General features: G+C 52.0%; 21 protein-coding genes. 15 read left to right on the top strand and 6 right to left on the bottom strand.

Features of this window, described 5'->3' with window-relative positions:
* The first annotated feature begins 94 nt into the window (after positions 1–94).
* From LIZ87_RS07815 to LIZ87_RS07835, 5 genes are all read left to right on the top strand, one after another.
* Positions 95–1,714 (top strand): histidine kinase N-terminal 7TM domain-containing protein, encoded by a 1,620-nt coding sequence (locus LIZ87_RS07815; protein WP_227146159.1) that lies wholly within the window; start codon positions 95–97, stop codon positions 1,712–1,714.
* Positions 1,711–2,367 carry a response regulator gene (locus LIZ87_RS07820; RefSeq protein ID WP_178314625.1) on the top strand — a complete coding sequence of 219 codons (657 nt, stop codon included), beginning with the start codon at positions 1,711–1,713 and terminating at the stop codon, positions 2,365–2,367. Before LIZ87_RS07815 ends, LIZ87_RS07820 begins: the two co-directional genes overlap by 4 nt.
* A 68-nt stretch (positions 2,368–2,435) precedes the next feature.
* Entirely contained in the window at positions 2,436–4,382 is a 1,947-nt protein-coding gene (locus LIZ87_RS07825; protein WP_227146161.1) for a BMP family ABC transporter substrate-binding protein, read from the top strand.
* A 4-nt stretch (positions 4,383–4,386) separates the two neighbouring features.
* Positions 4,387–5,031, top strand: a complete 645-nt coding sequence (locus tag LIZ87_RS07830) for a metallophosphoesterase family protein (RefSeq protein WP_178316097.1) — start codon at positions 4,387–4,389, stop codon at positions 5,029–5,031.
* On the top strand, positions 5,028–5,930 hold the full coding sequence (locus LIZ87_RS07835; protein WP_178316098.1) for a DMT family transporter: 903 nt from the start codon (positions 5,028–5,030) through the stop codon (positions 5,928–5,930). The genes LIZ87_RS07830 and LIZ87_RS07835 overlap by 4 nt, the downstream gene beginning before the upstream one ends.
* Positions 5,931–5,981: 51 nt before the next feature.
* Here the strand turns inward: LIZ87_RS07835 and LIZ87_RS07840 are convergent, their stop codons facing one another.
* Positions 5,982–7,439 carry a sodium:solute symporter family protein gene (locus tag LIZ87_RS07840; RefSeq protein WP_178316099.1) on the bottom strand — a complete coding sequence of 486 codons (1,458 nt, stop codon included), beginning with the start codon at positions 7,437–7,439 and terminating at the stop codon, positions 5,982–5,984.
* A gap of 238 nt (positions 7,440–7,677) precedes the next feature.
* Between LIZ87_RS07840 and LIZ87_RS07845 the strand changes: the two genes are divergently transcribed.
* The 9 genes from LIZ87_RS07845 (at position 7,678) to LIZ87_RS07885 (ending at position 15,796) form a co-directional block, all read left to right on the top strand.
* Complete coding sequence (locus LIZ87_RS07845) at positions 7,678–8,385, top strand: LytR/AlgR family response regulator transcription factor (protein WP_227146163.1); 708 nt, start codon at positions 7,678–7,680, stop codon at positions 8,383–8,385.
* 15 nt (positions 8,386–8,400) lie between these two features.
* Entirely contained in the window at positions 8,401–9,741 is a 1,341-nt protein-coding gene (locus tag LIZ87_RS07850) for an ATP-binding protein (RefSeq protein WP_227146166.1), read from the top strand.
* A 59-nt stretch (positions 9,742–9,800) separates the two neighbouring features.
* Positions 9,801–10,592 carry a bifunctional hydroxymethylpyrimidine kinase/phosphomethylpyrimidine kinase gene (thiD, locus tag LIZ87_RS07855; protein WP_178314359.1) on the top strand — a complete coding sequence of 264 codons (792 nt, stop codon included), beginning with the start codon at positions 9,801–9,803 and terminating at the stop codon, positions 10,590–10,592.
* Positions 10,593–10,611: 19 nt separating this feature from the next.
* On the top strand, positions 10,612–11,406 hold the full coding sequence (locus LIZ87_RS07860) for a peptidylprolyl isomerase (protein ID WP_178314355.1): 795 nt from the start codon (positions 10,612–10,614) through the stop codon (positions 11,404–11,406).
* A 148-nt stretch (positions 11,407–11,554) separates the two neighbouring features.
* The gene (locus tag LIZ87_RS07865) at positions 11,555–12,958 is read left to right on the top strand and encodes an MATE family efflux transporter (RefSeq protein ID WP_227146169.1); all 1,404 of its coding nucleotides are present in this window, start codon (positions 11,555–11,557) and stop codon (positions 12,956–12,958) included.
* A gap of 131 nt (positions 12,959–13,089) precedes the next feature.
* Positions 13,090–14,037: a transporter substrate-binding domain-containing protein gene (locus LIZ87_RS07870; RefSeq protein WP_227146172.1), complete on the top strand. Its 948-nt coding sequence runs from the start codon at positions 13,090–13,092 to the stop codon at positions 14,035–14,037.
* A gap of 81 nt (positions 14,038–14,118) precedes the next feature.
* The gene (locus LIZ87_RS07875; protein ID WP_227146175.1) at positions 14,119–14,916 is read left to right on the top strand and encodes an amino acid ABC transporter permease; all 798 of its coding nucleotides are present in this window, start codon (positions 14,119–14,121) and stop codon (positions 14,914–14,916) included.
* Entirely contained in the window at positions 14,913–15,656 is a 744-nt protein-coding gene (locus LIZ87_RS07880; RefSeq protein ID WP_227146178.1) for an amino acid ABC transporter ATP-binding protein, read from the top strand. Before LIZ87_RS07875 ends, LIZ87_RS07880 begins: the two co-directional genes overlap by 4 nt.
* A complete protein-coding gene (locus LIZ87_RS07885) occupies positions 15,653–15,796 on the top strand; it encodes a hypothetical protein (protein ID WP_227146181.1) in 144 nt (47 codons plus the stop codon). Before LIZ87_RS07880 ends, LIZ87_RS07885 begins: the two co-directional genes overlap by 4 nt.
* Positions 15,797–15,814: 18 nt before the next feature.
* Here LIZ87_RS07885 and LIZ87_RS07890 read toward each other — a convergent pair whose 3' ends face one another.
* Positions 15,815–16,000 (bottom strand): hypothetical protein, encoded by a 186-nt coding sequence (locus tag LIZ87_RS07890; protein ID WP_227146185.1) that lies wholly within the window; start codon positions 15,998–16,000, stop codon positions 15,815–15,817.
* Positions 16,001–16,171: 171 nt separating this feature from the next.
* Positions 16,172–17,773 (bottom strand): CTP synthase, encoded by a 1,602-nt coding sequence (locus LIZ87_RS07895; protein ID WP_227146189.1) that lies wholly within the window; start codon positions 17,771–17,773, stop codon positions 16,172–16,174.
* A gap of 226 nt (positions 17,774–17,999) precedes the next feature.
* Here LIZ87_RS07895 and ftsH point away from each other — a divergent pair, with 226 nt between their 5' ends.
* Positions 18,000–20,075 carry an ATP-dependent zinc metalloprotease FtsH gene (gene ftsH, locus LIZ87_RS07900; RefSeq protein WP_227146191.1) on the top strand — a complete coding sequence of 692 codons (2,076 nt, stop codon included), beginning with the start codon at positions 18,000–18,002 and terminating at the stop codon, positions 20,073–20,075.
* Between the two features lie 134 nt (positions 20,076–20,209).
* Here ftsH and LIZ87_RS07905 read toward each other — a convergent pair whose 3' ends face one another.
* The 3 genes from LIZ87_RS07905 to LIZ87_RS07915 form a co-directional block, all read right to left on the bottom strand.
* Positions 20,210–20,794, bottom strand: coding sequence for a cytidylate kinase-like family protein (locus LIZ87_RS07905; RefSeq protein WP_178315617.1), 585 nt, complete (start codon positions 20,792–20,794; stop codon positions 20,210–20,212).
* Positions 20,791–22,221: an MATE family efflux transporter gene (locus tag LIZ87_RS07910; RefSeq protein WP_178315615.1), complete on the bottom strand. Its 1,431-nt coding sequence runs from the start codon at positions 22,219–22,221 to the stop codon at positions 20,791–20,793. Before LIZ87_RS07910 ends, LIZ87_RS07905 begins: the two co-directional genes overlap by 4 nt.
* Before the next feature lie 226 nt (positions 22,222–22,447).
* A complete protein-coding gene (locus LIZ87_RS07915) occupies positions 22,448–23,308 on the bottom strand; it encodes an AraC family transcriptional regulator (RefSeq protein WP_178315613.1) in 861 nt (286 codons plus the stop codon).
* Positions 23,309–23,377 lie beyond the last annotated feature (69 nt).

Here is a 23,377-nt window from a genome sequence, read left to right on the forward strand (position 1 = left end):
ATAGGGCTGTCAGAAGGCTATAATCAGGGTATCGGCAGATAAAAGGAAAACGGCCGGTGCCCTGTATGTTATTACGAAGGGAAGGAGGGAAAAGATGACGCATCTTCTGCTTCCGATCGCATATCTCTGTGCCATTGGATTTAGCTTATATACATCCGGCTGGCTGGTCTGGCGGGCAGACAGAAACCGGGTGACGGGAGCACTGGCAGCCTGCCAGCTTCTTATCATTATCTGGTGTATCCCGCAGCTCTTTTTGTCATTTCCCATGACGAGGGAGATGAAGTATGTGCTGTACTGCATTTCTTATACCGGGATCAGCTTTATCGGGGCAGCCTGGCTGGTTTTTTCCTTCCTTTACTGCGGGCGCAGGCTGAGATCATGGCTTTTGATCCTGCTGTTTGGTATATCGGCGCTGGACTATTCCATGCTTTTGACAAATGAGCTCCATCATCTCTTTTACCGTCAGTTTGAGGTGGGACAGGTGGTGTATGGCCCGGTGTTTTATTTCCATATGGTTTATACCTATCTCTGTGTGCTGGCCGGGGCTCTGGCAGTGGGGAGGGAATTTCGCCAGAAGAGGGTGGCAGCAGCTCATATGGCGGTGATCCTTCTGGCAGCAGCCGTTCCCCTGGGATTCAATCTGCTCTATATTCTGGGGCTGGTGAGGTCCGGCTTTGATCTGACGCCTCCTGCGTTCTCCATTTCCAGCTTCCTTATGCTTTTGGCTGTTTTCAGGTATGATTTTTTGAACGTGAATGTGCTGACCTTTGAGCATATTTTTGAATCCATTGCAGAAGGGGTGATTATCTACAATAAAAAAGGGACGGTCACTTACTGCAATGATGCTGCCGGGGATTGGCTGGGGATCCGAAAGGGAGACGGGTACTCAGAGCTTCGCAGGAGGCTTCAAGAGGCCGGGGCCAGGATGGAGGAGGAAGGCCCAAGCGAACCTGCAGGCCAGGTCCTTACCTTGCCGAATGGCGGCAGGCTCCGCCTGAGACAGTACGTTTACCACGACAAAAAGGGCGCGGTGACAGCAGGCGCAGTCCTCCTGACAGATGTGGGGGAGTATTATGAGCTTTTGCACCAGGGAAAGGAGCTTGCAGTGGCTGAGCAGCGCTTTGCCATTGAACAGGAGAGGAACAGGATCGCCCAGGAAGTCCATGACACCACGGGCCATACGCTGACCATGATACAATCTCTGGTGAAGCTGATACGCATCACAAAGGAGGAGGATATAAAGGCCGGGTATCTGGATCAGGCCCAGAAGCTGGCCGCAGACGGGATCCGTGAGCTTCGCTGGGCCATCCGACACATGCGCCAGGGAACCGCCTGCGAGCTGGTGACAGAGGGCGTGTACCAGCTTATCGGCAGTGTGCGGGAGATCACGGTCGAGGCAGAGATCCAGGGAAAGGACAGTCCGGCCTACTCCCATTTATCAAAGATCGTCTATGAATGCCTGCGGGAGGCCATCACCAACTGCCTCAAATATGCCAACGCATCCCGTATGGATGTCATTGTCAAATTTGCAGAAACAGAGCTCTGCCTGTATATTTTTGACGATGGGCAGGGGTGCGCCAGCATCTGCGGGAATAATGGAATCAGGGGGATCCGGGACAGAGTGGAAAAGGCAGGAGGACAGGTGAGGTTCCTGTCGGCAGAGGGAGAGGGCTTCCAGATCTATGTGAAGCTTCCAGTGGAGGATAAGGTATGATTCGTGTAGTGATCGCAGATGATATCCAGATCTTGCGCCAGGGCCTCAGAGCTATCATGAGCCAGGACAAGGAGCTTGAGGTGGTTGGCCTGGCGGCAGACGGGAAGGAGGCCTGGGAGGCCTGCAGGAAACAGAGACCGGATGTGGTCCTCATGGATATGAGGATGCCGGAATATGACGGCGCCTGGGGAATCCGGAGGATCAAAAGGGATTTTCCGGACATAAAGGTGCTTGTGCTGACAACCTTTGATGATCCGGAGACAGTGGAGGCGGCTATTGGAAGCGGAGCAGACGGATACATCTTAAAGGAGATGGAGGATGATAAGGTCATCCAGTCCGTAAAGGCTGTCTGCGCCGGGATCCGTGTGCTGGGAGGCAGTGTATTTGAGGGCATAAGGGTTAAGATGGCCTCCGGGGGGCAGGCAGACAAAGAAAACAGAGGAAGAGAATTTCAGGCAGCAGAAGGCCTGACACCCAGAGAACGTGACATTATGCGCTGCGTGGCCCATGGCATGGATAATAAGGAGATCGCAGCCGAGCTGTTTCTGGCAGAGGGTACTGTGAGGAACAATATTTCCCGCCTGCTGGAAAAGCTGAAGCTGAAGGACAGGACGCAGCTGGCCGTATTTACGGTGAAAAATCAGCTGGATTAGAGGGGATAAGTGTGATATAGTTAATCACAGAAAAAGATTGTATAAAAAATAACAAGTGAGGTGTTAATGTGGCATTAACGGATTATGCAGCAGCGTTAAAGCAGGGAAAGCGCAGGTATCAGGCTGCGCTCACAAAAGGAGAATATCCCTATCTCCCGGTGCTGGACGATATCCTGTCGTATACAGAGATCGCGTCCACTGTCAGCCTGGGGGTGATGGATATTCCGCTGTCAAAGCTCGTGGGAACAAAGACTGCGGAGCGGACCAATGCCTTTGCAAATAATTTCATGCCCCTTCTGCCTGAAAAATCAGAGTTTGGGGCGAAATGGGCCTCTCTCTATGACTATCAGGTGAGCGAGGGCATCCAGGATCCCATCATAGCCTATGAATTTATGAACCAGTTCTATGTCCAGGAGGGCAATAAGCGGGTCAGCGTGATGAAATATCTGGGGGCCTACAGCATTGTTGGCAGCGTCACCCGCCTGATCCCCAAAAAGACAGATGACAAGGAAAACAGGCTGTATTACGAATTCCTTGACTTTTATAAGGTATCCTCCAACTGCGATGTGTGGTTCACAAAGGAAGGGAGCTACAAAAAGCTTCTGAAGGTGATGCAGAAAAAGGAGGGAGAGATCTGGGATGATGAGGAACGGATGTTTTTCCGCTCCACCTATGGCCGTTTTGCCAAGGCCTTCCAGATGGCCCGCGGGGAACGGCTGGAGATGACAGCCGCCGATGCTTTCCTTGTATATATGGAAATATTTGGGTACGACCGGATAAAGGGAGAGACAGAGCGTGAAATGTACAAGGCGCTCCTTAAGATCTGGGAGGAGATCAAGCTGGCCGAGAGAGGAAGCCAGGTGGAGCTGGTACAGACTCCGGAGGAGGCAGAGGGGCTTAACAAGCCGTCACTCCTGGGCCGTCTGATCCCTGCCGGGGCCATGGCGCCGGAAACACTGAAGATCGCCTTTATTTACAGGAAGACGGCAGGGACCTCCAGCTGGACCTACAGCCATGAGCTGGGAAGGATGTACGTGGAACAGACCTATAAGGGAAGAGTAAAGACAATGGCCCTAGACCGGGCCAACACAGACGAGGAGGTGGAAAATGCCATTGAGCTGGCTATTGCCTCCGGCTGCAGCCTGATCTTTACCACTGCGATCCAGATGGTGAACCAGAGTGTCCGCTCTGCCATCCGCCACCCGGAAGTGAAGATCTACAACTGCTCCATCAAGATGTCCTATTCCTCCATCTGCACCTACTATGCAAGGATGTACGAATCCAAATTCCTGCTGGGAGCCATTGCGGCTGCCCTTTCCAGAACAGACCGGCTGGGCTATGTGGCAGATTACCCCATATATGGGAATGTTGCCAATATCAATGCCTTTGCCCTGGGAGCCAGGATGATCAATCCCTATGTGAAGGTATATCTGGAATGGTCCAGGACAAAGAACCAGGATCCCAGGGAGCGCTTAAAGCAGGAGGGTGTGTTCTTTATCTCCGATGATGATATGATCACGCCGGAGCGGGCCTCCAGGGAATACGGGCTCTACACAAAGAAGGAGGATGGAACCCTTGAAAACCTGGCAACGCCCATCTGGCATTGGGGAAAATTCTACGAGCGGATCATCCGGAGCATCTGGAAGGGCACGGCAGAGCCCAGCACGGTAAAGGGAAAAAAGGCAGTGAACTACTGGTGGGGAATGTCGGCCGATGTGATCGATGTCATCTGCTCCGGCAATATGCCTCATGGCACCCACAGGCTTGTGGAATTCCTGAAAAATTCCATCCGTACAGGAAGCTTCCATCCCTTTGACGGACCTGTCTACTCCCAGAACGGCGTCGTGCGGTGCAGGGAGGGAGAGAGCCTGGGGGCTGACGAGATCATCACCATGGACTGGCTGGCGGAAAATGTAGTGGGACGGATCCCGGAATTTGAAGAGCTGACGGAGGAGGCCCAGGCGCTGGTACAGTTCCAGGGTATTAAGATCGATGAAACCAAAGCAGAGAACTAAACACATGAATATCATGGTACTGGCTGACCATGAGTCAAAAATACTATATGATTATTATGACCCGGAGCGGATGAAGGATATTGACCTGATCATTTCCTGCGGGGATCTGGAGCCGGAATATCTGAGCTTTTTTGCGACCCTGTGCCATGCTCCCGTGCTGTATGTCAGGGGAAACCATGACAACAAATATGACAGGCGGCCGCCGGAGGGCTGCATCTGCATTGAAGATGATATTTACGTGCATGAGGGAGTGCGTATCCTGGGTCTGGGCGGCTCCATGGAATATATTCCTGGGGCTCCCAACCAGTATTCGGAGCGACAGATGCGCTGGCGTATAAGAAAGCTGTGGTTCAAACTGTGGAGGCATAGGGGCTTTGATATCCTGGTGGCCCATGCCCCGGCCTACCAGGTCAATGATATGGAGGACCTGCCCCACCGCGGCTTTGCCGCTTTCCGCACCCTGATGGAGAAATATGAGCCAAAATTCTTCCTTCACGGCCATGTCCATGCTACCTATGGAGGCGGGTTCAAGCGGAGGGATACCTTTGGAAAGACTACAGTGATCAACGCCTATGATTTCTGTGTGATCGAATACCCGGCCGATGGAGAGCCGGATAAGAAAACGTTGGAGAAGGAAACAGGACAATGAAATTTTTAGAGAAACATCCTATGATCATGATCGCAGTGGGAATAGCCGGTATTTCGTTATCGGCTATTTTCGTGAAGTATTCTCAGGCCCCCTCGGTGGTGACAGCAGCCTACCGCCTGCTGTGGACAGTCGGGCTTATGACTCCCATGGTGTTTGGGAAGGGAGAGTTTCGGAGAGAGCTTTTGTCAACGGAAAAAAGGGAAGTTCTTCTGTGCGCTGTCAGCGGCATTTTCCTGGCCCTTCATTTTACCGTCTGGTTTGAATCCTTAAATCAGACCTCCGTTGCCAGCTCAACGGCTATTTCCTGTACCGAGGTGATCTGGGTTGCACTGGGGTACTGCTTATTTCTAAAGGGACGGATCTCAGCAAAGGCCGGCATGAGCATCCTGATAACAGTGGCGGGCAGCCTTGTGATCGCCCTGTCCGATTACTCCGCAGGGGGAAACCATTTTTACGGGGATGTGCTGGCCCTGGGGGCAGCAATCTTCCAGGCAGTTTACACGCTGATCGGACGGCAGGCAAGGCGCAATATGTCCACCATGGTCTATACATACATCGTATATACCTTTTGCTGTCTTTCCCTGTGTGGGGCTGTGGCAGTCCAGGGCTTATCCTTTACAGGCTACGGAGCGGGAAGTGTGGCAGTGGGCTTTCTCCTAAGCGTGTGCTCCACCCTTCTGGGACACAGCATTTTCAGCTGGTGCCTGAAATTCCTGTCCCCGGCCTTTGTGTCAGCCTCAAAGCTTTGTGAGCCGGTGGTGGCGGCAGTGTTTGCTTTCTTTTTGTTCCATGAGGTTCCCGCCCTTATGCAGTTTGCAGGCGGAGCCGTCACAATAGCAGGAATCCTCCTGTATTCCCGCATAGAAAACCGGGAAAATACAGGAGGATCCTCCTCATAGGGTCTGTGAAATTCTGATCGCAGAGCAGTCACAGGACAGCTGCGAGCAGCGTTAGTCGTCCTCCTCCGGAGCCAGCTCTGTGGTCTCCACAGCAGGAGGCATGATAAAGGAAAATGCGATAAAGCCGATAAAAGCAGCTACCAGGCCTGGGATGATGGGCTGGCTGAATTTGATCCCAAAGAGCATGCCGCCGGAGAAATGCTCTAAGTATACGACCACGATGGTTCCCAGGATCAGGGAAGCAACGGTTCCGGCTGTGGAGGCCTTTTTCCAGTAATGTCCCATCACATAGGGGAAGAAGGAGCCTGCAGCTCTCAAGGTGAAGCAGAACATCAGGATGGACACGATGCTCTGTGTATTAAACAGTGCAATGAACATAGAAGCTACACCCACAAGGCACATCACGATCTTTGTCACGTTCATCACGGATTTGCTGGAGGCATCCGGCTTTAATACAGCCTTGTAGATATCGTTTGCAAAGATGGAACCGGCGCCTAACAGGTCAGAGTCAGAGCTTGACATGGTGGCGGAGATGATCCCTGCAAATAACAGGCCGCAGATAATGGCCGGCATGGTATTGATGGCAAGCACCGGAAGCGCATAGCGGGCGCCTACAGATTCAAACTGGGAGGAGCTGAACTTGCCCATATTGATGAGCGCCAGGGTGATGATGCCCAGGATGGTTGGGATAAAGGCGTAGATGAAGTTTACAAGGGCTGCCAGCCATGCGCCGCCCTTGGCTGCTTTCTCATCCTTTGCAGCGTAGAAGCGGGATACAGCCTCCTGGCCGACAGAGAAGGTAGCGGTGTACATGATGACCAGGGAAATGATGCCGAACAGGTCATAGCCCTCAAAGAGCCCCATGGTACCCTCAGGGATATTGGCAGCAACGTTTCCCCAGCCGCCGGCATAGTTCAGTGCAAAGGGAACAGCGATGATCATGCCGATGACGATAAGGAATACCTGTACAAAGTCAGTCAGGGTCACGCTCCACAGGCCGCCCATGATGGAATATACGGTAACAACTACCGCAACGATGATAACAGCCACCTGGTAATCAATGTTCAGCATGGTGGAAAGGATAACGGCGGAAGCGATAAACTGGCCGGCTGTCAGTCCTACCAGGGGAAGGAGCATGATAATGGCGGTGATCAGGCCGCAGCCCTTGCCGTAGCGTCTGCGGAAGTATTCGGGAACCGTCTTAACGGTTGCGGCTCTGAACTTGGGAGCCACGAAGCTTAAAATAATGAAGGCAATGCCCATGGTGGTGATGTACCAGGAAGCGCTGAGGCCAAAGCCTGACATGCCGTTCTGTACAACGCCTAAGGAGCTGCCGCCCCCGATCTCCGTTGCAGCCAGAGTTCCTGCCATGAGGAACGGGCCCAGACGGCGTCCGGCAACCATAAAGTCCGTGTTGCTGGTGATCTTCGTGGAGGAATACCAGCCGATCCACAGCATCAGCAGCAGATAGATGATTACAATGACAGTTACAAGAATGTTAGTACCCATACATAAAGCCCTCCTTAGATAAAATATTCATACATTTAGTGTAGCATGGAGAAAAAGTAAAAAAAATAACCAAATCTGCGTAAAATATACCGAATATGACACTTCTGCTTAGCATTCACAAATCTCTCCATTCTTTTGCCGGAAAACTTGACTTGTGACAAGTTTGTCAATAAAATAAAACAATAGTAAGCGGCCCAAAGATGTCCGCTGAGCCACAGAAGATAGAGGGGGCAGAGATATGCTGGAAATCGCAGTGTGTGACGATACACCAGAGGAGTGCCGCATGGTGGAGGAATATGCTGCTGCATTTTTTAAGGAGCATGAGATGGAGGTCAGGATCGATACATATGGATCCATGACAGAGCTTCTTGCAGCAGGGAAGCAGTACGGGCTGTATCTTTTAGACGTTCTCATGCCGGGGATGAGCGGGATCCAGGGTGCAGACAGCTTAAGAGCTATGGGGACGGATCCGGTCATCGTGTTTATCACCTCCTCTCTGGAGGCAGCGGTGGATGGCTACCGGGTAAATGCCTCCGGCTTCCTCCTGAAGCCTGTAGACAGAGCCAGCTTTGAGGAAACCATGGTGCGGGTGACAGAGCAGAAGCTAAAGCAGGGCAAAGGGGTTCTCTCCGTGGTCCACAACCGTGTTCCCATAAAGCTTTCCCTTGACAAGGTGGTATTTTTTGAAAACAGGCTCCACCGGGTATTGGTGACCCTGACGGACGGAGAGGTCCTGTCCATTGGGCAGAAGCTGTCCCAGATACAGGAGGCCCTGGAGGGCAGCAAGGGATTCCTGCGCTGCCACCAGAGCTATATTGTAAATCTGGAGCAGGCGGAGAGCCTGAAGGATTCCTGTTTTCTCATGAAGGGAGGGGCCATGGTGCCCGTTTCCCGCAACTGCTATAAGCAGAGCAAGCATGCCTATTACTGTTACCGCTTGAAGTAGTGAAATGAGGCGATTATGAACGATTCTGCATGTACTGTGTTTTTAGGCCTGATACAGCTGGCAGTGTGTATCATGCCCATATTTGTCTGCCTTGAACCAAAATATGGAAGCCGTGAAAATATTGCAGCTGTCTCCGGCTATCTGTGGGTCATTATGATATCTATACAGGCTCTGTTTTCCATTGAGCCCTCTGTTTTCTTTGTATTCCGGTGCATCTATTCCTGCCTGTTTTTCCTGGTGCTTTTGATATTTTTTCAGGGAAGCATGATGCAGAAGGCGTTTCTCTATATTTCTGCCGGGCTGTTTGCTGTGCTGGCAACCTCGCTGAATGAATTTGCGGTCTGGATGCTCAGAAGGCAGGTGGATCTGTCCTACGGGCAGGTGCGGGTGATCGTGTCGCTGGTGACGGCCTGCGGCTATTATGTGCTGGTGCAGTTTTGGCTTAAAAACCGTGTAAACAGGCTCTTTCACCAGCTGTCCATGAAAAATGCGGCTCTTCTGGTGGTGTTTCCCAGCATCTTTTTAGGCATTCTTTTTATTGGTGTCAATACCATCTTTTCCACCAGCACTTTGTTTCAGCGGGGGATCGAGGATATTCTGTTCTTCCTGACGCTTTGCGTCATGATCATGGTGCTCTATATCATGATCCTAAGCAGTATTTTGGAGATTATGGACAAAAGGCAGACAGAGGAGGAGCTTCAGTTTGCGCGTCAGCTTATCGCACAGCAGAGGGAGCATTACAACCAGACCTTAGATTATATGGAACAGGTCCGGATCATCAAGCATGATTTCCGCCATCATATCCATGCCCTGCTGCACATGGATAAAGAGCAGCAGACGAGATATTTGCAGAATCTCCAAAAAGAGCTGGATGCTGCGGTGGAAACAGTATTTTGCAGGAACCAGGCAGTGAATGGGCTGGTAAAGGAATATGCAGCCAGGGCAGAGCGGGAGGGCATCACATTTTCTGCCCAGATGGATCTGTCTGCCCATGTGCCGGTGGATGACCTGACCCTCTGTATTGTGATCGGAAATCTCTTGGAAAATGCCATGGAGGCCTGCCGGAGGATGAAGGAAAAGGGCTTTATACGCCTGCAGGCCCGCTGGATAGAGGATCATTTGATGATGCTGGTGGAAAATTCCTACAGCGGACAGATACGCCAAAATGGCGAAAAGCTTCTCTCAAGCAAGAAGGACGGCGGTCTGGGCCTCCTAAGTATCCGGCGCATTTTAAACCAGCCGGGAGATGAATTTGATGTGGATTATGACGGAAAGGTGTTCACGGCCATGGTGAAGATTGTGGACAGAACCCAGGCACAGGTATATAATAAGGTGGCGGAGCCCCAGCATATATAGCTGGCCGTGTTCAGGCATATGCCGGGGGCAGTACAAGAAGGAGGAGAAGGCAGATGAAAATGAAGACAGCCTTAACAATAGCAGGCAGTGATTCCAGCGGAGGAGCAGGGATCCAGGCAGATATTAAAACCATGACGGTCCACGGTGTATATGCCATGAGCGCCATTACAGCCCTGACAGCCCAGAATACAGTGGGAGTCACAGGGATCATGGAGGTGACGCCGGAATTTTTGGGGGAACAGCTGGACAATATATTTACAGACATTGTCCCTGATGCAGTGAAGATCGGCATGGTGTCCTCAAAGGGACTCATTGAGATGATCGCAGACAAGCTGGCTTTCTATCAAGCAGTAAATGTGGTAGTGGACCCGGTGATGGTGGCCACCAGCGGAGCAAAGCTGATCAGTGACGAGGCTATCGATACCTTAAAGGAGCGGCTGCTTCCCATGGCATCCCTTTTGACGCCAAATATCCCGGAGGCGGAGATCCTTTCCGGGTCAGAGATCCATTCGGCGCAGGATATGGAGAAGGCGGCAGCGGCGATCTCGGAGCGCTATGGCTGCAGCGTCCTGTTAAAAGGCGGACACCAGTTAAATGACGCCAATGACCTGCTTTGCAGGGCCGGAAGCCTGCGATGGTTTATGGGAAAGCGCATAGACAATCCCAACACCCATGGCACAGGCTGCACTCTTTCCAGCGCCATTGCCTCCAATCTGGCAAAAGGAATGGAGATGGATGAGGCGGTGAGCCATGCAAAGGCCTATTTGTCAGGGGCCCTGGAGGCCATGCTGGATCTGGGCAGGGGAAGCGGGCCCATGAATCATGCCTTTGCGATCAAAGGTGAATATTGAAAGGAGTTTTTTACGTATTATGAAAAAATGGATGTGTATATGCATGGCAGCCGTGCTGGCCATGACAGCTATGACTGGCTGTGCAGGAAAGAGCACGGATAAAGCTGCAGCGGAGACCACGGCAGAGGCGGTGACGGAAGCTGCAGGGGAGACTGCGGCGGACACCACGGCGGAAGCAGGGGAGTCTGCGGAGGCAGCCGGGACGACAGCTGCAGAAGAAGCAGGAGATACAGAAGAAGAGATCGCCGGGGAAACCGGCAGCGCAGAAGAAGCTGGAGCCGATGAGGCAGAGGAGGAAGCAGCCCTGGCAGAGGCTGCTGGCAAACACCACATAGAGATCACTGTAAGGGACTACGGGACCATTTCCGTAGAGCTGGACGGCGATCATGCGCCAATCACAGTTGCCAATTTCTTAAAGCTGGCAGGTGACGGCTTCTATGACGGCCTGACCTTCCACCGCATCATAAGCGGCTTTATGATCCAGGGGGGAGATCCTTTCGGCACAGGTATGGGCGGTTCTGACAAGGAGATCAAAGGCGAATTTGCCGCCAATGGCGTGGACAACCCTCTCTCCCACACAAGGGGAGCTATCTCCATGGCCCGTTCCCAGAGAATGGACAGCGCCAGCTCCCAGTTCTTCATTGTCCATGAGGACAGTACCTTTTTGGACGGCAACTATGCCTGCTTTGGCTATGTGACCGAAGGCATAGAGGTGGTGGATGCTATTTGCGAGGCCACTAAGGTGGAGGACAACAACGGTACTGTTGCAAAGAATAACCAGCCAGTGATCGAGAGTATAAAGGTGATTGATTAAAATAATAGAAAAAGCGGCAGGACGCGCCTGGAATGTATTGTGAAAAATGCATTGCAGAGCGCGTCTTTTGCTGATCTTTTTCTACTTGCAAAGGATGGGCGGATAGAGTACATTATTGGGATGATATGATAAAAAAGAGGATGAAATTATGGCAAAGCAGACAGTGAGAGATATGACAGAAGGATCGCCATTTCAGCTGATTCTGGCATTTTTTATACCAATGCTGTGCGGGATGCTGTTTCAGCAGCTTTACAGCATGGTGGATACCATCATAGTGGGCAAATGCCTGGGTGTGGGAGCCCTGGCCGCTGTGGGCGCTACCGGTTCCTTAAGCTTTATGATCATCGGCTTCTGCCAGGGCGTGTGCAGCGGCTTTTCCATACCGGTGGCCCAGAAGTTCGGGGAGAAAAATGAGAAGGCCCTAAGGCGGTTTGTAGCAAACAGCGGCTGGCTGGCCGCTCTGTTTTCACTGGTAATGACAACGGTGGTCTGCAGTCTCTGCCATTCCCTCCTGGTGTGGATGAATACGCCGGAGGACATTATAGAGGGTGCTTACCAGTATATTTTTGTTGTGTTCTTAGGGATTCCGGCTACATATCTCTATAACCTGCTTTCCGGTATTATCCGGTCTCTGGGAGACAGCACCACGCCATTGGTATTTCTGGTCCTTTCCTCCCTTCTCAATGTGGCGCTGGATTTCTTTACGATCCTTGTGCTGGATATGGGAGTGGCCGGAGCAGGCTGGGCTACCATTATTTCCCAGGCAGTGTCGGGGATTCTGTGCCTGATCTATATGCGCAAAAAATTTACGATCCTCCGGATGGAAGGGGATGAATGGAAGCCCAACCGCCGCTTTATGGCAGCGCTCTGCGGCATGGGAATCCCCATGGGTCTTCAGTATTCCATCACAGCTATCGGCAGCGTAGTGCTCCAGACCGCCGTCAATGCCTTGGGTTCCATGGCAGTGGCTGCTGTCACTGCAGGCAACAAGATCGTCATGTTCGCCTGCTGTCCCTTTGATGCCTTGGGGGCCACTATGGCTACCTACGGAGGACAGAATGTGGGGGCCAAACGCCTTGACCGTGTGGATCAGGGGCTTAAGGTGGGAACTGCCATTGGCTGCATCTATGCCATCGGGATCCTGGCTGTCCTATGGCTTTTCGGAAGCGGGATCGCTTTGCTGTTTGTGGATGCAGGGGAGAAGGAAATCCTTGCCAATACCCAGCTGTATGTGCTGATCAATGCAGCCCTTTTTATCCCATTGGTGATCGTCAATAACTTCCGTTTTATGATTCAGGGATTGGGCTACTCAAAATTTGCCGTCATTGCAGGAGTCTGCGAGATGGCAGCCAGAGCCTCTGTGGGCTTCTTCCTGGTGCCTGTCTTTGGCTACGTGGCCTGCTGCTTTGCAAGCCCTGCGGCCTGGGTGGCGGCGGACCTGTTTTTAATACCGGCCTACCGGCATGTGATAAAAAGCCTGCAGAAGCTTTTTGGTGATGCACCGGGAAAAAATGAGAAAAAGTATTGGAAAACCGAGAGAATTGTGTTATAATCTTTCCGTTATTTTATAGGAGCTTGTCTGCTGGCAGCAGCCAATAAAAGATGACGATGAGGTCATACCTGGAACAGGTATGGCCTCTTTTGTTATTTGTTGACAGGCATAGAAAAAGGAGGAAAAGGATTATGAGAAAGAATGGAAGTAAGCTGGTCAGCCTTATGTGTGCAGGTTTGATGGCGGCCGGAGCCCTGACTGCCTGCGGCGGAGGAAGCAGCCAGGCAACAGAAGCTGCAGCAACAGAGGCTGTTAAGGAGACAGAGAAGGAGACAGCGGAGGCTGGCGGGACAGAGAGCACAGCAGCCGCAGAGGCTGCCCAATCTGAGAAAAAGACTCTCCGGGTGGCAATGGAGTGCGCCTATGCGCCCTATAACTGGACTCAGCCCGATGATGCCAACGGAGCTGTTCCCATTGCAGACAGCAATGAATATGCATATGGTTATGATGTCATGATGGCAAAAAAGATCAGCGAGGAATTGGGCTATGATCTGGAGATCGTACGCCTTGACTGGGATTCCCTGATCCCTGCTGTTTCCACTGGCCAGGTAGACTGTGTGATTGCAGGCCAGTCCATTACCTCAGAGCGCCTTCAGGCAGTAGATTTTACGGAGCCCTACTACTATGCTACTATTGTTACCCTGGTAAAGAAGGGCAGCCAATATGAAAATGCAGCCAGTGTAGCTGATTTAAAGGGAGCCACCTGTACCTCTCAGCAGAGCACCATCTGGTATGATACCTGCCTGCCGCAGATTGAGGATGCCAATATCCTGGCAGCAACTGCCAGCGCCCCGGATATGCTGATGTCCTTAAATGCAGGAAAATGCGATCTGATTGTTACAGACCAGCCCACAGGAAAGGGCGCCCTGGTTGCTTATCCGGATTTTAAGATGCTGGAATTTGGCGGCGGCGAGAAGGATTTCCAGGTGACAGACGAGGATATCAACATCGGCATTTCCCTGAAAAAGGGCAATACAGAGCTTAAGGATGCCATCAACAGCGTATTGGCAACAATGACCCCGGACGACTATTCCGCCATGATGGATGAAGCGATTTCTGTGCAGCCTCTGGCAAACTGACAGGGAAAACACAAGGTTACTGTTCACAGAAGGGCTGCCTGTCAGCTGGGCTGTGGACAGTAGCAAGAGAAGGAGAATATTATGCCTACAGACTTTTTCGGCCGCGTAATGGTCGTATTTAACCGGTATGGTATGTCTATGCTCCAGGGAGCAGGAGTCAGCTTTAAGATTGCCCTGGTAGGCACCCTGGCAGGCTGCATTATCGGTTTTGCAGTCGGCATTGTCCAGACAATACCTGTGGGGAGGGGAGACAATCTGGCGAAGAAGGGAGTCCTCTGGCTTGTAAAGCTGGTCCTGAATGCCTATGTGGAGTTTTTCAGGGGCACCCCCATGATGGCCCAGGCCATGTTCATCTATTATGGTCTTCTGCCTCTTATGGGTATTAATCTGTCCATGTGGCAGTCTGCCTATATCATTTTATCCATCAACACCGGCGCATATATGGCTGAGACAGTCAGGGGCGGCATTCTCTCCATTGATCCGGGCCAGACAGAGGGAGCCAAATCCATCGGCATGACTCATGTGCAGACTATGCTCTATGTCATTCTTCCCCAGGCCCTGCGCAATATCATGCCCCAGATCGGCAATAACCTGATCATCAATATCAAGGACAGCTGTGTCCTCTCTGTCATCGGCGTGGCAGAGCTGCTTTATAAGACAAAGGCAGCAGCCGGGGCCCTGTATATGAACTTTGAGGCCTATACGATCACCATGATCATGTATTTTATCATGACCTTTACCTGCTCCAGGCTGCTTCGGCTGTGGGAGAACCATATGGATGGGGCGGACAATTTTGACCTGGCCACTACGGATACCCTGGCCCATACCAGCGGCATGACCCGCTATCCGGACGACAAGAAAAAGGAGGAGGGGCGATGAAAGAGGATAGGATTTTGGAGATACGCCATTTAAGCAAGACCTTTGGAACGAATCTTGTCTTAAAGGATATTGATTTTCAGGTAAATGGCGGCGATGTCACCTGCATCATCGGCGCCTCCGGCTCCGGCAAGTCCACGCTGCTTAGGTGCCTGAATCTCCTTGAAACGCCCACCACCGGGGAGATCGTATACCATGGAACCAACATTGCGGACGTGAAAATGAATGCGCCGAAGTACCGTTCCAGGGTGGGAATGGTATTCCAGAGCTTTAATCTGTTCAATAATATGACTGTTCTGGAAAACTGCATCATCGGTCAGACAAAGGTCCTGAAAAAGAGCAAGGAGGAGGCAAAAAGAAACGCCCTCTCCTATTTGGAGAAGGTGGGGATGGCCCCCTACATCAATGCAAAGCCCAGGCAGCTTTCCGGCGGACAGAAGCAGAGGGTGGCGATCGCCAGGGCCCTTGCCATGGAGCCGGAGGTCCTTCTCTTCGATGAGCCTACCTCCGCTCTGGATCCCCAGATGGTGGGAGAGGTTCTGGAGGTCATGCAGAGGCTGGCGGAAGAAGGCCTTACCATGATCATTGTGACCCATGAAATGGCCTTTGCAAGAGATGTTTCCAGCCATGTGGTATTCATGGCGGACGGTGTCATCGTGGAGGAGGGAACTCCGAAACAGATATTCGGAGAGCCCAAAAAAGAACAGACAAAGGAATTTTTGAGCCGGTTCAGGCATGGATGATCCCCATTCCTGGCCTGAAGCCGGAGCGCTGCCGTTTTGCCTCCAGATGCCCTTACTGTACTGATGCCTGTCTAAGCTGCAATCCAAAGCTTACGGACATGGGCGGAGGACAACAGGTGGCCTGTCTGAAGTGCCAGTAAAAGAGGGCGCGCCCGGAATCAGCGGCAGCTTTTTCCGTCACCGGTGTTCGCCCTTGTAATGTAGGGATAGAGCTCCTCGTAATATTCTTTCTCCGCCTCTGACTGGGGAAGAGAGGGAATAAGGCCGGTACAGTCCATGGCGGAGCAGGCCTGGATATCGATATCGTAATCGTCCTTTTTTGATGGATGTGTGTTGTTGGACATAGATGGATCTCACCTCCGTTCTAACTAGTATATATGTTAGTCTGTTGGATAAAACAGAAATCCATACTGGGAATAAATAAAAATACAGGAGAGACATGGCAGCGGCTGTTTTATACAGCGGCCATGTCTCTCCTGCGTTTCGCCATTTTTATGGGGTGGTCTTTTCAGGCATTATTCATTTTTTAATGCAGCCTCAATAAAGCCTCTGAAGAGAGGATGAGGCCTGTTTGGCCTGGATTTTAATTCCGGGTGGGCCTGGGTGGCAACGAACCAGGGATGCTCCGGCAGCTCGATCATCTCCACGATCCGGTTGTCAGGGGAAAGGCCGGAGAGCATCATGCCGTGCTCGGTCAGGGCCTTCCGGTAGTCGTTGTTCACCTCATAGCGGTGCCTGTGGCGCTCATGGATGGTCTCCTGACCATAGAGGCCATAAGCCTTTGAAGCCTTGTCCAGGACGCAGGGGTAGGAGCCAAGCCTTAAGGTACCGCCGATATCCTCGATGCCGTCCTGTTCCGGCATGAGATGGATCACAGGATGGGTGGTGGAAGGATTCAGCTCCACGCTGTGGGCATCGGACCAGCCGATGACATTTCTGGCAAACTCTACGATGGAGAGCTGCATGCCGAGACAGAGTCCCAGGAAGGGTACGCCATGCTCCCTGGCATACCGGATCGCATAGATCTTTCCATCAATGCCCCTGTCTCCGAAGCCGCCGGGTACCAGGATGCCCTTTACATCACCCAGAATGTCTCCTACATTTTCAGAGGTGACAGTCTCGGAATCTACCCATTTAATATGCACCTGGGCATGGTTTGCGACGCCTCCGTGCTTTAGGGCCTCCACAACAGAGATGTAGGCATCGTGAAGCTGTGTGTATTTGCCGACAAGGGCCACTGTAACGTCCTTATCAGGGTGCTTCCAGGCATTGATCATAGCCTGCCAGTCAGCCAGATCCGGTTCAGGGCAGGGAAGGTCAAGGCATTCACAGGCCACCTGTGCTAAGTGTTCCTCCTCCATAACAAGGGGCACTTCATAAAGCACTTCCACATCTAAGTTTTGAAGTACATGGGATTTTGGTACATTGCAGAAAAGCGCAATCTTGTTTTTGATGCCGTCGTCCAGTGGATGCTCGGAGCGGCAGACGAGAATATCGGGCTGTATGCCCATGCCCTGGAGGTCTTTTACGCTGGCCTGGGTGGGCTTTGTCTTGAGCTCGCCGGAGGCCTTTAAGTAAGGGATCAGGGTAACGTGGATGAGACAGGTATTGCCGGGACCTACCTCCCGCTGGAACTGGCGGATGGCCTCTAAGAAGGGCTGGCTTTCGATGTCGCCGACAGTGCCGCCTACCTCGATGATGGCGATCTCAGTCTCGTTGTCATTGTAGTTGCGGTGGAAGCGGCTCTTGATCTCGTTGGTAATGTGGGGGATTACCTGTACGGTGCCGCCGCCAAAGTCGCCGCGGCGTTCCTTCTGAAGGACGGACCAGTAAACCTTTCCGGTCGTGACGTTGGAATTTTTCGTCAGGCTTTCATCGATGAAGCGTTCATAGTGGCCCAGATCCAGGTCTGTCTCTGCTCCGTCGTCCGTTACAAAGACCTCGCCATGCTGTACGGGGTTCATGGTGCCGGGGTCGATGTTGATGTAGGGATCAAACTTCTGCATGGTTACTTTGTAGCCTCTCGCCTTTAAGAGACGGCCAAGAGAGGCTGCCGTGATTCCTTTTCCGAGGCCGGAGACAACGCCGCCGGTAACGAAAACGTATTTGACTGGCATAATGGGGAAACCTCCTTTTCATGATATTTTATGGGTTGTGTGACGAAAAAAAATAACTGAAATATTATACATCCGCAGAAAAAATAAATCTAGGTATTTTCCCAAACTTTTTAGAAAAATTAACTGTTCTTTTCTTGATTTATGGGGAGACTGACACTATAATGGTAAGGAATGGGCTCCGGCAGCCTGATCTTAACGGCCCATTCAGAGGGAGAATTTACACAATATGGATAATAACAAAAAGAAAGACCCCAATCTAGGCAGCAACTGGCAGACCATTACCATGCTGCTTGTGGCAGCGCTTCTGACATTTTTGGTAGTGGGCTGGATGAATTCCACAGTCAATGCCAGGCAGCGCCAGGAGCTATCCTATAATGAGTTTGTCAAAATGATCGAAGCGGGAAAGGTGGAGTCCATCAGCGTCGGCAATACAGAGATCTCCGTGAAGCCAAAGCAGGGCGATCCGAACTATTCCCAGCAGATGAAGTATTATGTGGTCCGCCTGGAGGGAGATTACCAGTTCGTAGACCGCATATTGGAAAACAATGTTGTGACCAACCGCGAGAACAGCAATCCCAACGCCGTGCTTCTGGCTGTTCTCAACTATGCGATCCCCTTCCTGTTCCTCCTGTTCCTCATGAATTTCACCATGAAGCGCATGGGCGGCGGCGGAATCATGGGCGTTGGAAAGAGCAATGCAAAGATGTACGTCCAGAAGGAGACCGGCATTACCTTTAAGGATGTGGCAGGCGAGGACGAGGCAAAGGAGTCCCTGACAGAGATCGTGGACTTCCTTCACAATCCCGGAAAGTATACAAAGATCGGCGCAAAGCTGCCAAAGGGAGCCCTTCTTGTGGGCCCTCCGGGAACAGGTAAGACACTTTTGGCAAAGGCTGTGGCAGGAGAGGCCCATGTGCCCTTTTATTCCCTGTCAGGCTCTGACTTTGTGGAAATGTTCGTGGGCGTGGGCGCATCACGTGTCCGGGACCTGTTTAAGAACGCCACAGAGAATGCGCCCTGTATCATCTTTATTGATGAGATCGATGCCATCGGACGAAGCCGTGACAGCCGGATGGGCGGCAATGATGAGCGTGAGCAGACCTTAAACCAGCTCCTCTCCGAGATGGATGGCTTTGACTCCACAAAAGGCCTTCTGGTGCTGGGAGCGACCAACCGTCCTGAGATCCTTGACCCGGCCCTGCTGCGTCCGGGACGCTTTGACAGGCGCGTGGTGGTGGATAAGCCGGACTTAAACGGACGAATCAATATCCTGAAGGTACATTCCAAGGATGTGCTGTTAGACGAGACCGTTGATTTTAAGGAGATCGCCCTTGCCACCTCAGGTGCAGTGGGAGCAGATCTTGCCAATATGATGAATGAGGCTGCCATCAATGCGGTAAAGCATGGCCGCAGTGCTGTCTCCCAGAAGGATCTCTTTGAGGCAGTGGAAGTCGTTCTTGTGGGTAAGGAGAAAAAGGACCGCATTATGAGCAAGGAGGAGCGCCGTATCGTCTCCTACCACGAGGTGGGCCATGCGCTGGTGAGCGCTCTCCAGAAGCATTCAGAGCCAGTACAGAAGATCACCATCGTGCCCAGGACCATGGGCGCTCTGGGCTACGTTATGAACGTGCCGGAGGAGGAGAAGTACCTGAATACAAAGAAGGAGCTGGAGGCAAGGCTGGTAGAACTCATGGGAGGCCGTGCAGCGGAGGAGATCGTATTCGGCAACATTACCACCGGTGCTGCCAATGATATCCAGCAGGCCACCAACCTGGCGAGGGCTATGGTGACGCAGTACGGCATGTCGGAGAAGTTCGGCCTGATGGGTCTGGCTTCCCAGGAGAACCAGTATCTGACCGGGCGTACGGTGCTCAACTGCGGCGATGCCACGGCGGCAGAGATCGACCAGGAGGTAATGCGGATCCTGAAGGAAGCCTATGACGAGGCCAAGCGCCTCTTGAGCGAGAACAGGGATGCCATGGATCAGATCGCGGAATTCCTGATCGATAAGGAGACCATCACAGGCAAGGAGTTCATGCAGATATTCCGCAGGGTGAAGGGAATCCCGGAGCCGGAGGAGAAGGCTGAGACAGAGGGCCTTCCTGATACGAATCATTTTGAAAAGAGCGGGGAGAAGGAAGCACCAAAGGCAGAGCAGTCCGGGGAGCAGCCGGAGAGCCAGCCTGTGCAGGAGACTCAGGTATCTTCCGATGACGGCTGGATGAAGGCCGGTCAGGAGCAGAAGGAAGAGGGAAGCTCCTGGCACATGGGCGGAAGAGATGAAAATTCTTCCCAGCAGTAAGAGAACAGTCAAATATCCGTGCAGGCACGGCTGCTTGGCTCATTGCTTCGCAAGAATAAAATCCATCACATAGGAAGATGAAAAGGCGTTGCCGGACAGGAAGTATCCATCCGGCAGCGCCTTTTGGCGATGTGTCAATATAAGCTCTTAATGGTAGCCACGCACTTGTCAATGCCCAGTGCACCGCTGTCCAGAGCAATGTGATAGTTCTGCATCACGCCCCACTTCATGTCCGTATAGAACTGGTAATAGGCTGCACGCCGTTTATCCTTGTCTTTCAGGCGCTTCTCAGGGGATTCGTTTCTCTCGCCATATTGTTCCACAATGCGTTTTGCCCTGCTTTCCATGTCAGAATGGATAAAGACCCGCAGGCAGTCTGCCTTGTCACGGAGGATGTAGTCGGCACAGCGGCCAACGATCACGCAGGGACCCTTTTCGCTCAGCTCAAGGATGATCCTGTGCTGGATCGCCCACAGCTCATCCTGATAAGAGTGGCCGTTATAGTCCCGGTCTGCAAATGCATGGACGAGCATGCCTCTGCTCATGGCATATTCGCCGCGCTCTGCAATATAGGTCTTTGAAAAACCGCTTTCCTCTGCAATCTTTTCGATCAGCTCCGCATCATAGCAGGGGATCCCCAGCTGCATGGCTGTCAGCCTTCCGATGGTCCGTCCTCCGCTGCCAAATTCGCGGCTGATGGTAATGATCCTGTTACTCATGTTGTCTGACTCCTTTCCAGTGTGATAGAATTTTCGGTAGTGAGCTCTTTATAGGTCTGGCGGATGAAGAAGACCGCGATAATGAAGGTCAGAATATCTGCGGTCGGGAACGAATACAGCAGGCCATCCAGTCCAAAGAAGATGGGAAGAAGGATCGGCAGGGCAACACCGAAGATCACCTCACGTGTAAGAGAGACTACAGTAGAAGCCACAGCCTTGCCCAGAGCCTGGAGATAGATAAAGGTTCCCTTGTTGACAGTTGCCAGGATCATCATGCACAGATAGATGCGGAAGCTCTTCACTGCGAAATCCGTATAGTATACGCTCTCGTTGGCTGCGCCAAAAATGCCGATGAGCCGATGTGGTAAGAATTCCACAATGAGCAGGGCAGCAAGGCCCACCACTGCTTCTGCTGTCAGCAGGTAGGTGAACAGATCCTTTGCCCTGTCCTTTCGTCCGGCTCCGATGTTATAGCCCACAACCGGGATGCAGCCTGCGGCAATGCCCACAGAGATGGAGATGGCGATCTGGAAGAATTTCATTACAATACCAAGCACTGCCAAAGGGATCTGGGCATATTCAGGCTGGCCAAAGACCTCATCCATGGCGGCGTACATGGTGCACATATTCTGTACAGCTGCCATGGAGACTACCAGGGAGATCTGGGACAGGAAGCTGGTGATACCAAGTGCAAGGAATCTCTTCATCAGGCTGCCCCAAAGGCCGAAGCTGCTTTTCTGGAGCTTTACCGCCTTCATATGGCACAGGTACCAGATGGACAAAAGGGCTGTCAGGATCTGTCCCATGACAGTTGCAATGGCTGCGCCCTTCATGCCCATCCCCAGAGGGAAGATGAAAAGGGGGTCAAGGATGATATTGGCTACTGCACCGCTGACAGTGGAGACCATCGCAAATTTGGGACTGCCGTCAGAACGGATAATGGGATTCATGGCCTGACCGAACATATAGAACGGAATGCCCAGGGAGATCCAAAAGAAATACTCCTGCGCACAGATATAGGTCTCTGCATTTACCTTTCCACCGAACATGGTGAGGATAGGCTCCATGAAGATCAGGTATACTGCCATCAAAAGGATGCTGCTGATCACACACAGTATCACGGCATTGCCGATGCTCCTGTGGGCATCCTCCTGCTGGTTTGCACCCAGGCTGATGCTGACAAAGGCACAGCAGCCGTCTCCGATCATCACCGCGATCGCCAGTGCGACCACAGTCAAGGGAAATACTACCGTGTTGGCAGCATTGCCATAGGAGCCCAGATAGGATGCATTGGCGATAAATATCTGGTCAACAATGTTGTACAATGCTGCTACCAGCAGGGAGATCACGCAGGGAACTGCATATTTCCTCATAAGCTTTCCCAAGCTCTCCCGTTCGAGAAAATCATTTGTTTGTGTTTCTTTCATTTGATCATTACCTCCTACTGTTTTCCGACAATCCGATAAAACGCGTCACTGGCGCGTTTTACTGGATACTTCGTAATAAAAAAGCGTATACCTTTTGTATACGCAAAAAAAATGATACAAAAGGTGCCGGCATTCTGTATCGTATCAGATTGCAGACCTGCACTTCTTGTATCGTATCGAATTACTATTCAATTCAAGATTATCATATCACATGAAATTTGTTTTTTCAACCTTGATTTTTCAAGCTTCTGCGAGGCAGCTCCTCGAACCGCCGTTTGTAAGCCCGCAGGAAAGTGGAATAATTCCGAAAGCCGCACATAAAGCAGGTTTCTGTGGCTCCCATCCCCCCGGATAACAGGTCTCTTGCCCGCATGAGGCGTTTTTCTGTGATGTAGCTGCCGATGGTATAGCCTGTTTCTTCCTTAAAAATGCGCATCATATGATAGGGACTTAAGCAGCAGCGGTCGGAGAGGAGGGGGATGCTTAAGTCCTCGGAAAGATGCTCATTGATATAGGCAATGAGCCCGGAGACACGGTAATCCAGGCTGCCGGAGGCCAGGTACTGGGAAGCAGGGGCCAGGCAGACGCGGTTTAACTCTACCAGAAATTCCAGGCAGAGAAGCCGGACATAGAGGGGGCCTGCAAACTCCTCCTTTTGGTGCTGGATCGCCTTTTCCAGCCGCCGAAGCAAGGAGAAAAGAGGCTGGCGGGCATCATCCTTTATGCGGAGCACGCTGGAATGGCGGTAGGCCGCAGTCTGAAAGCAGGTATTTAAGGAGACGCCGGACTGCTCCATAAAATCCGGGGACAGGTAGAGGATCGTCCGCTCATAGGGAAAGGAGGGGTCCACCTCAGGACGGTGGATCTCGCCCCGGTCTACCAGCACAAGATCATAGGGGGCCAGGGTATAGGAGCGCCCCTCAATGACATAGTCCACCCTGCCCTCAAGGAGTACCATGATCTTTAAGAAATCATGGTAATGGAAGTCATAGCTTCTCCTGCTGTGGTCCCTTATGTGGAAGAGGCGGAACTCCTCCTCTAAAAATCCCTTTTTCTGGAAAGACGGCGCATCATCTGTATACAGCATTTTTTACCTCCAAAAGATGCAGGGGCCAGTTTGACTCTGGTATCATCAAAGATATGATAGCATAATTTG

The organism is Lacrimispora sp. 210928-DFI.3.58 (assembly GCF_020554865.1).
Taxonomy (GTDB): domain Bacteria; phylum Bacillota; class Clostridia; order Lachnospirales; family Lachnospiraceae; genus Enterocloster.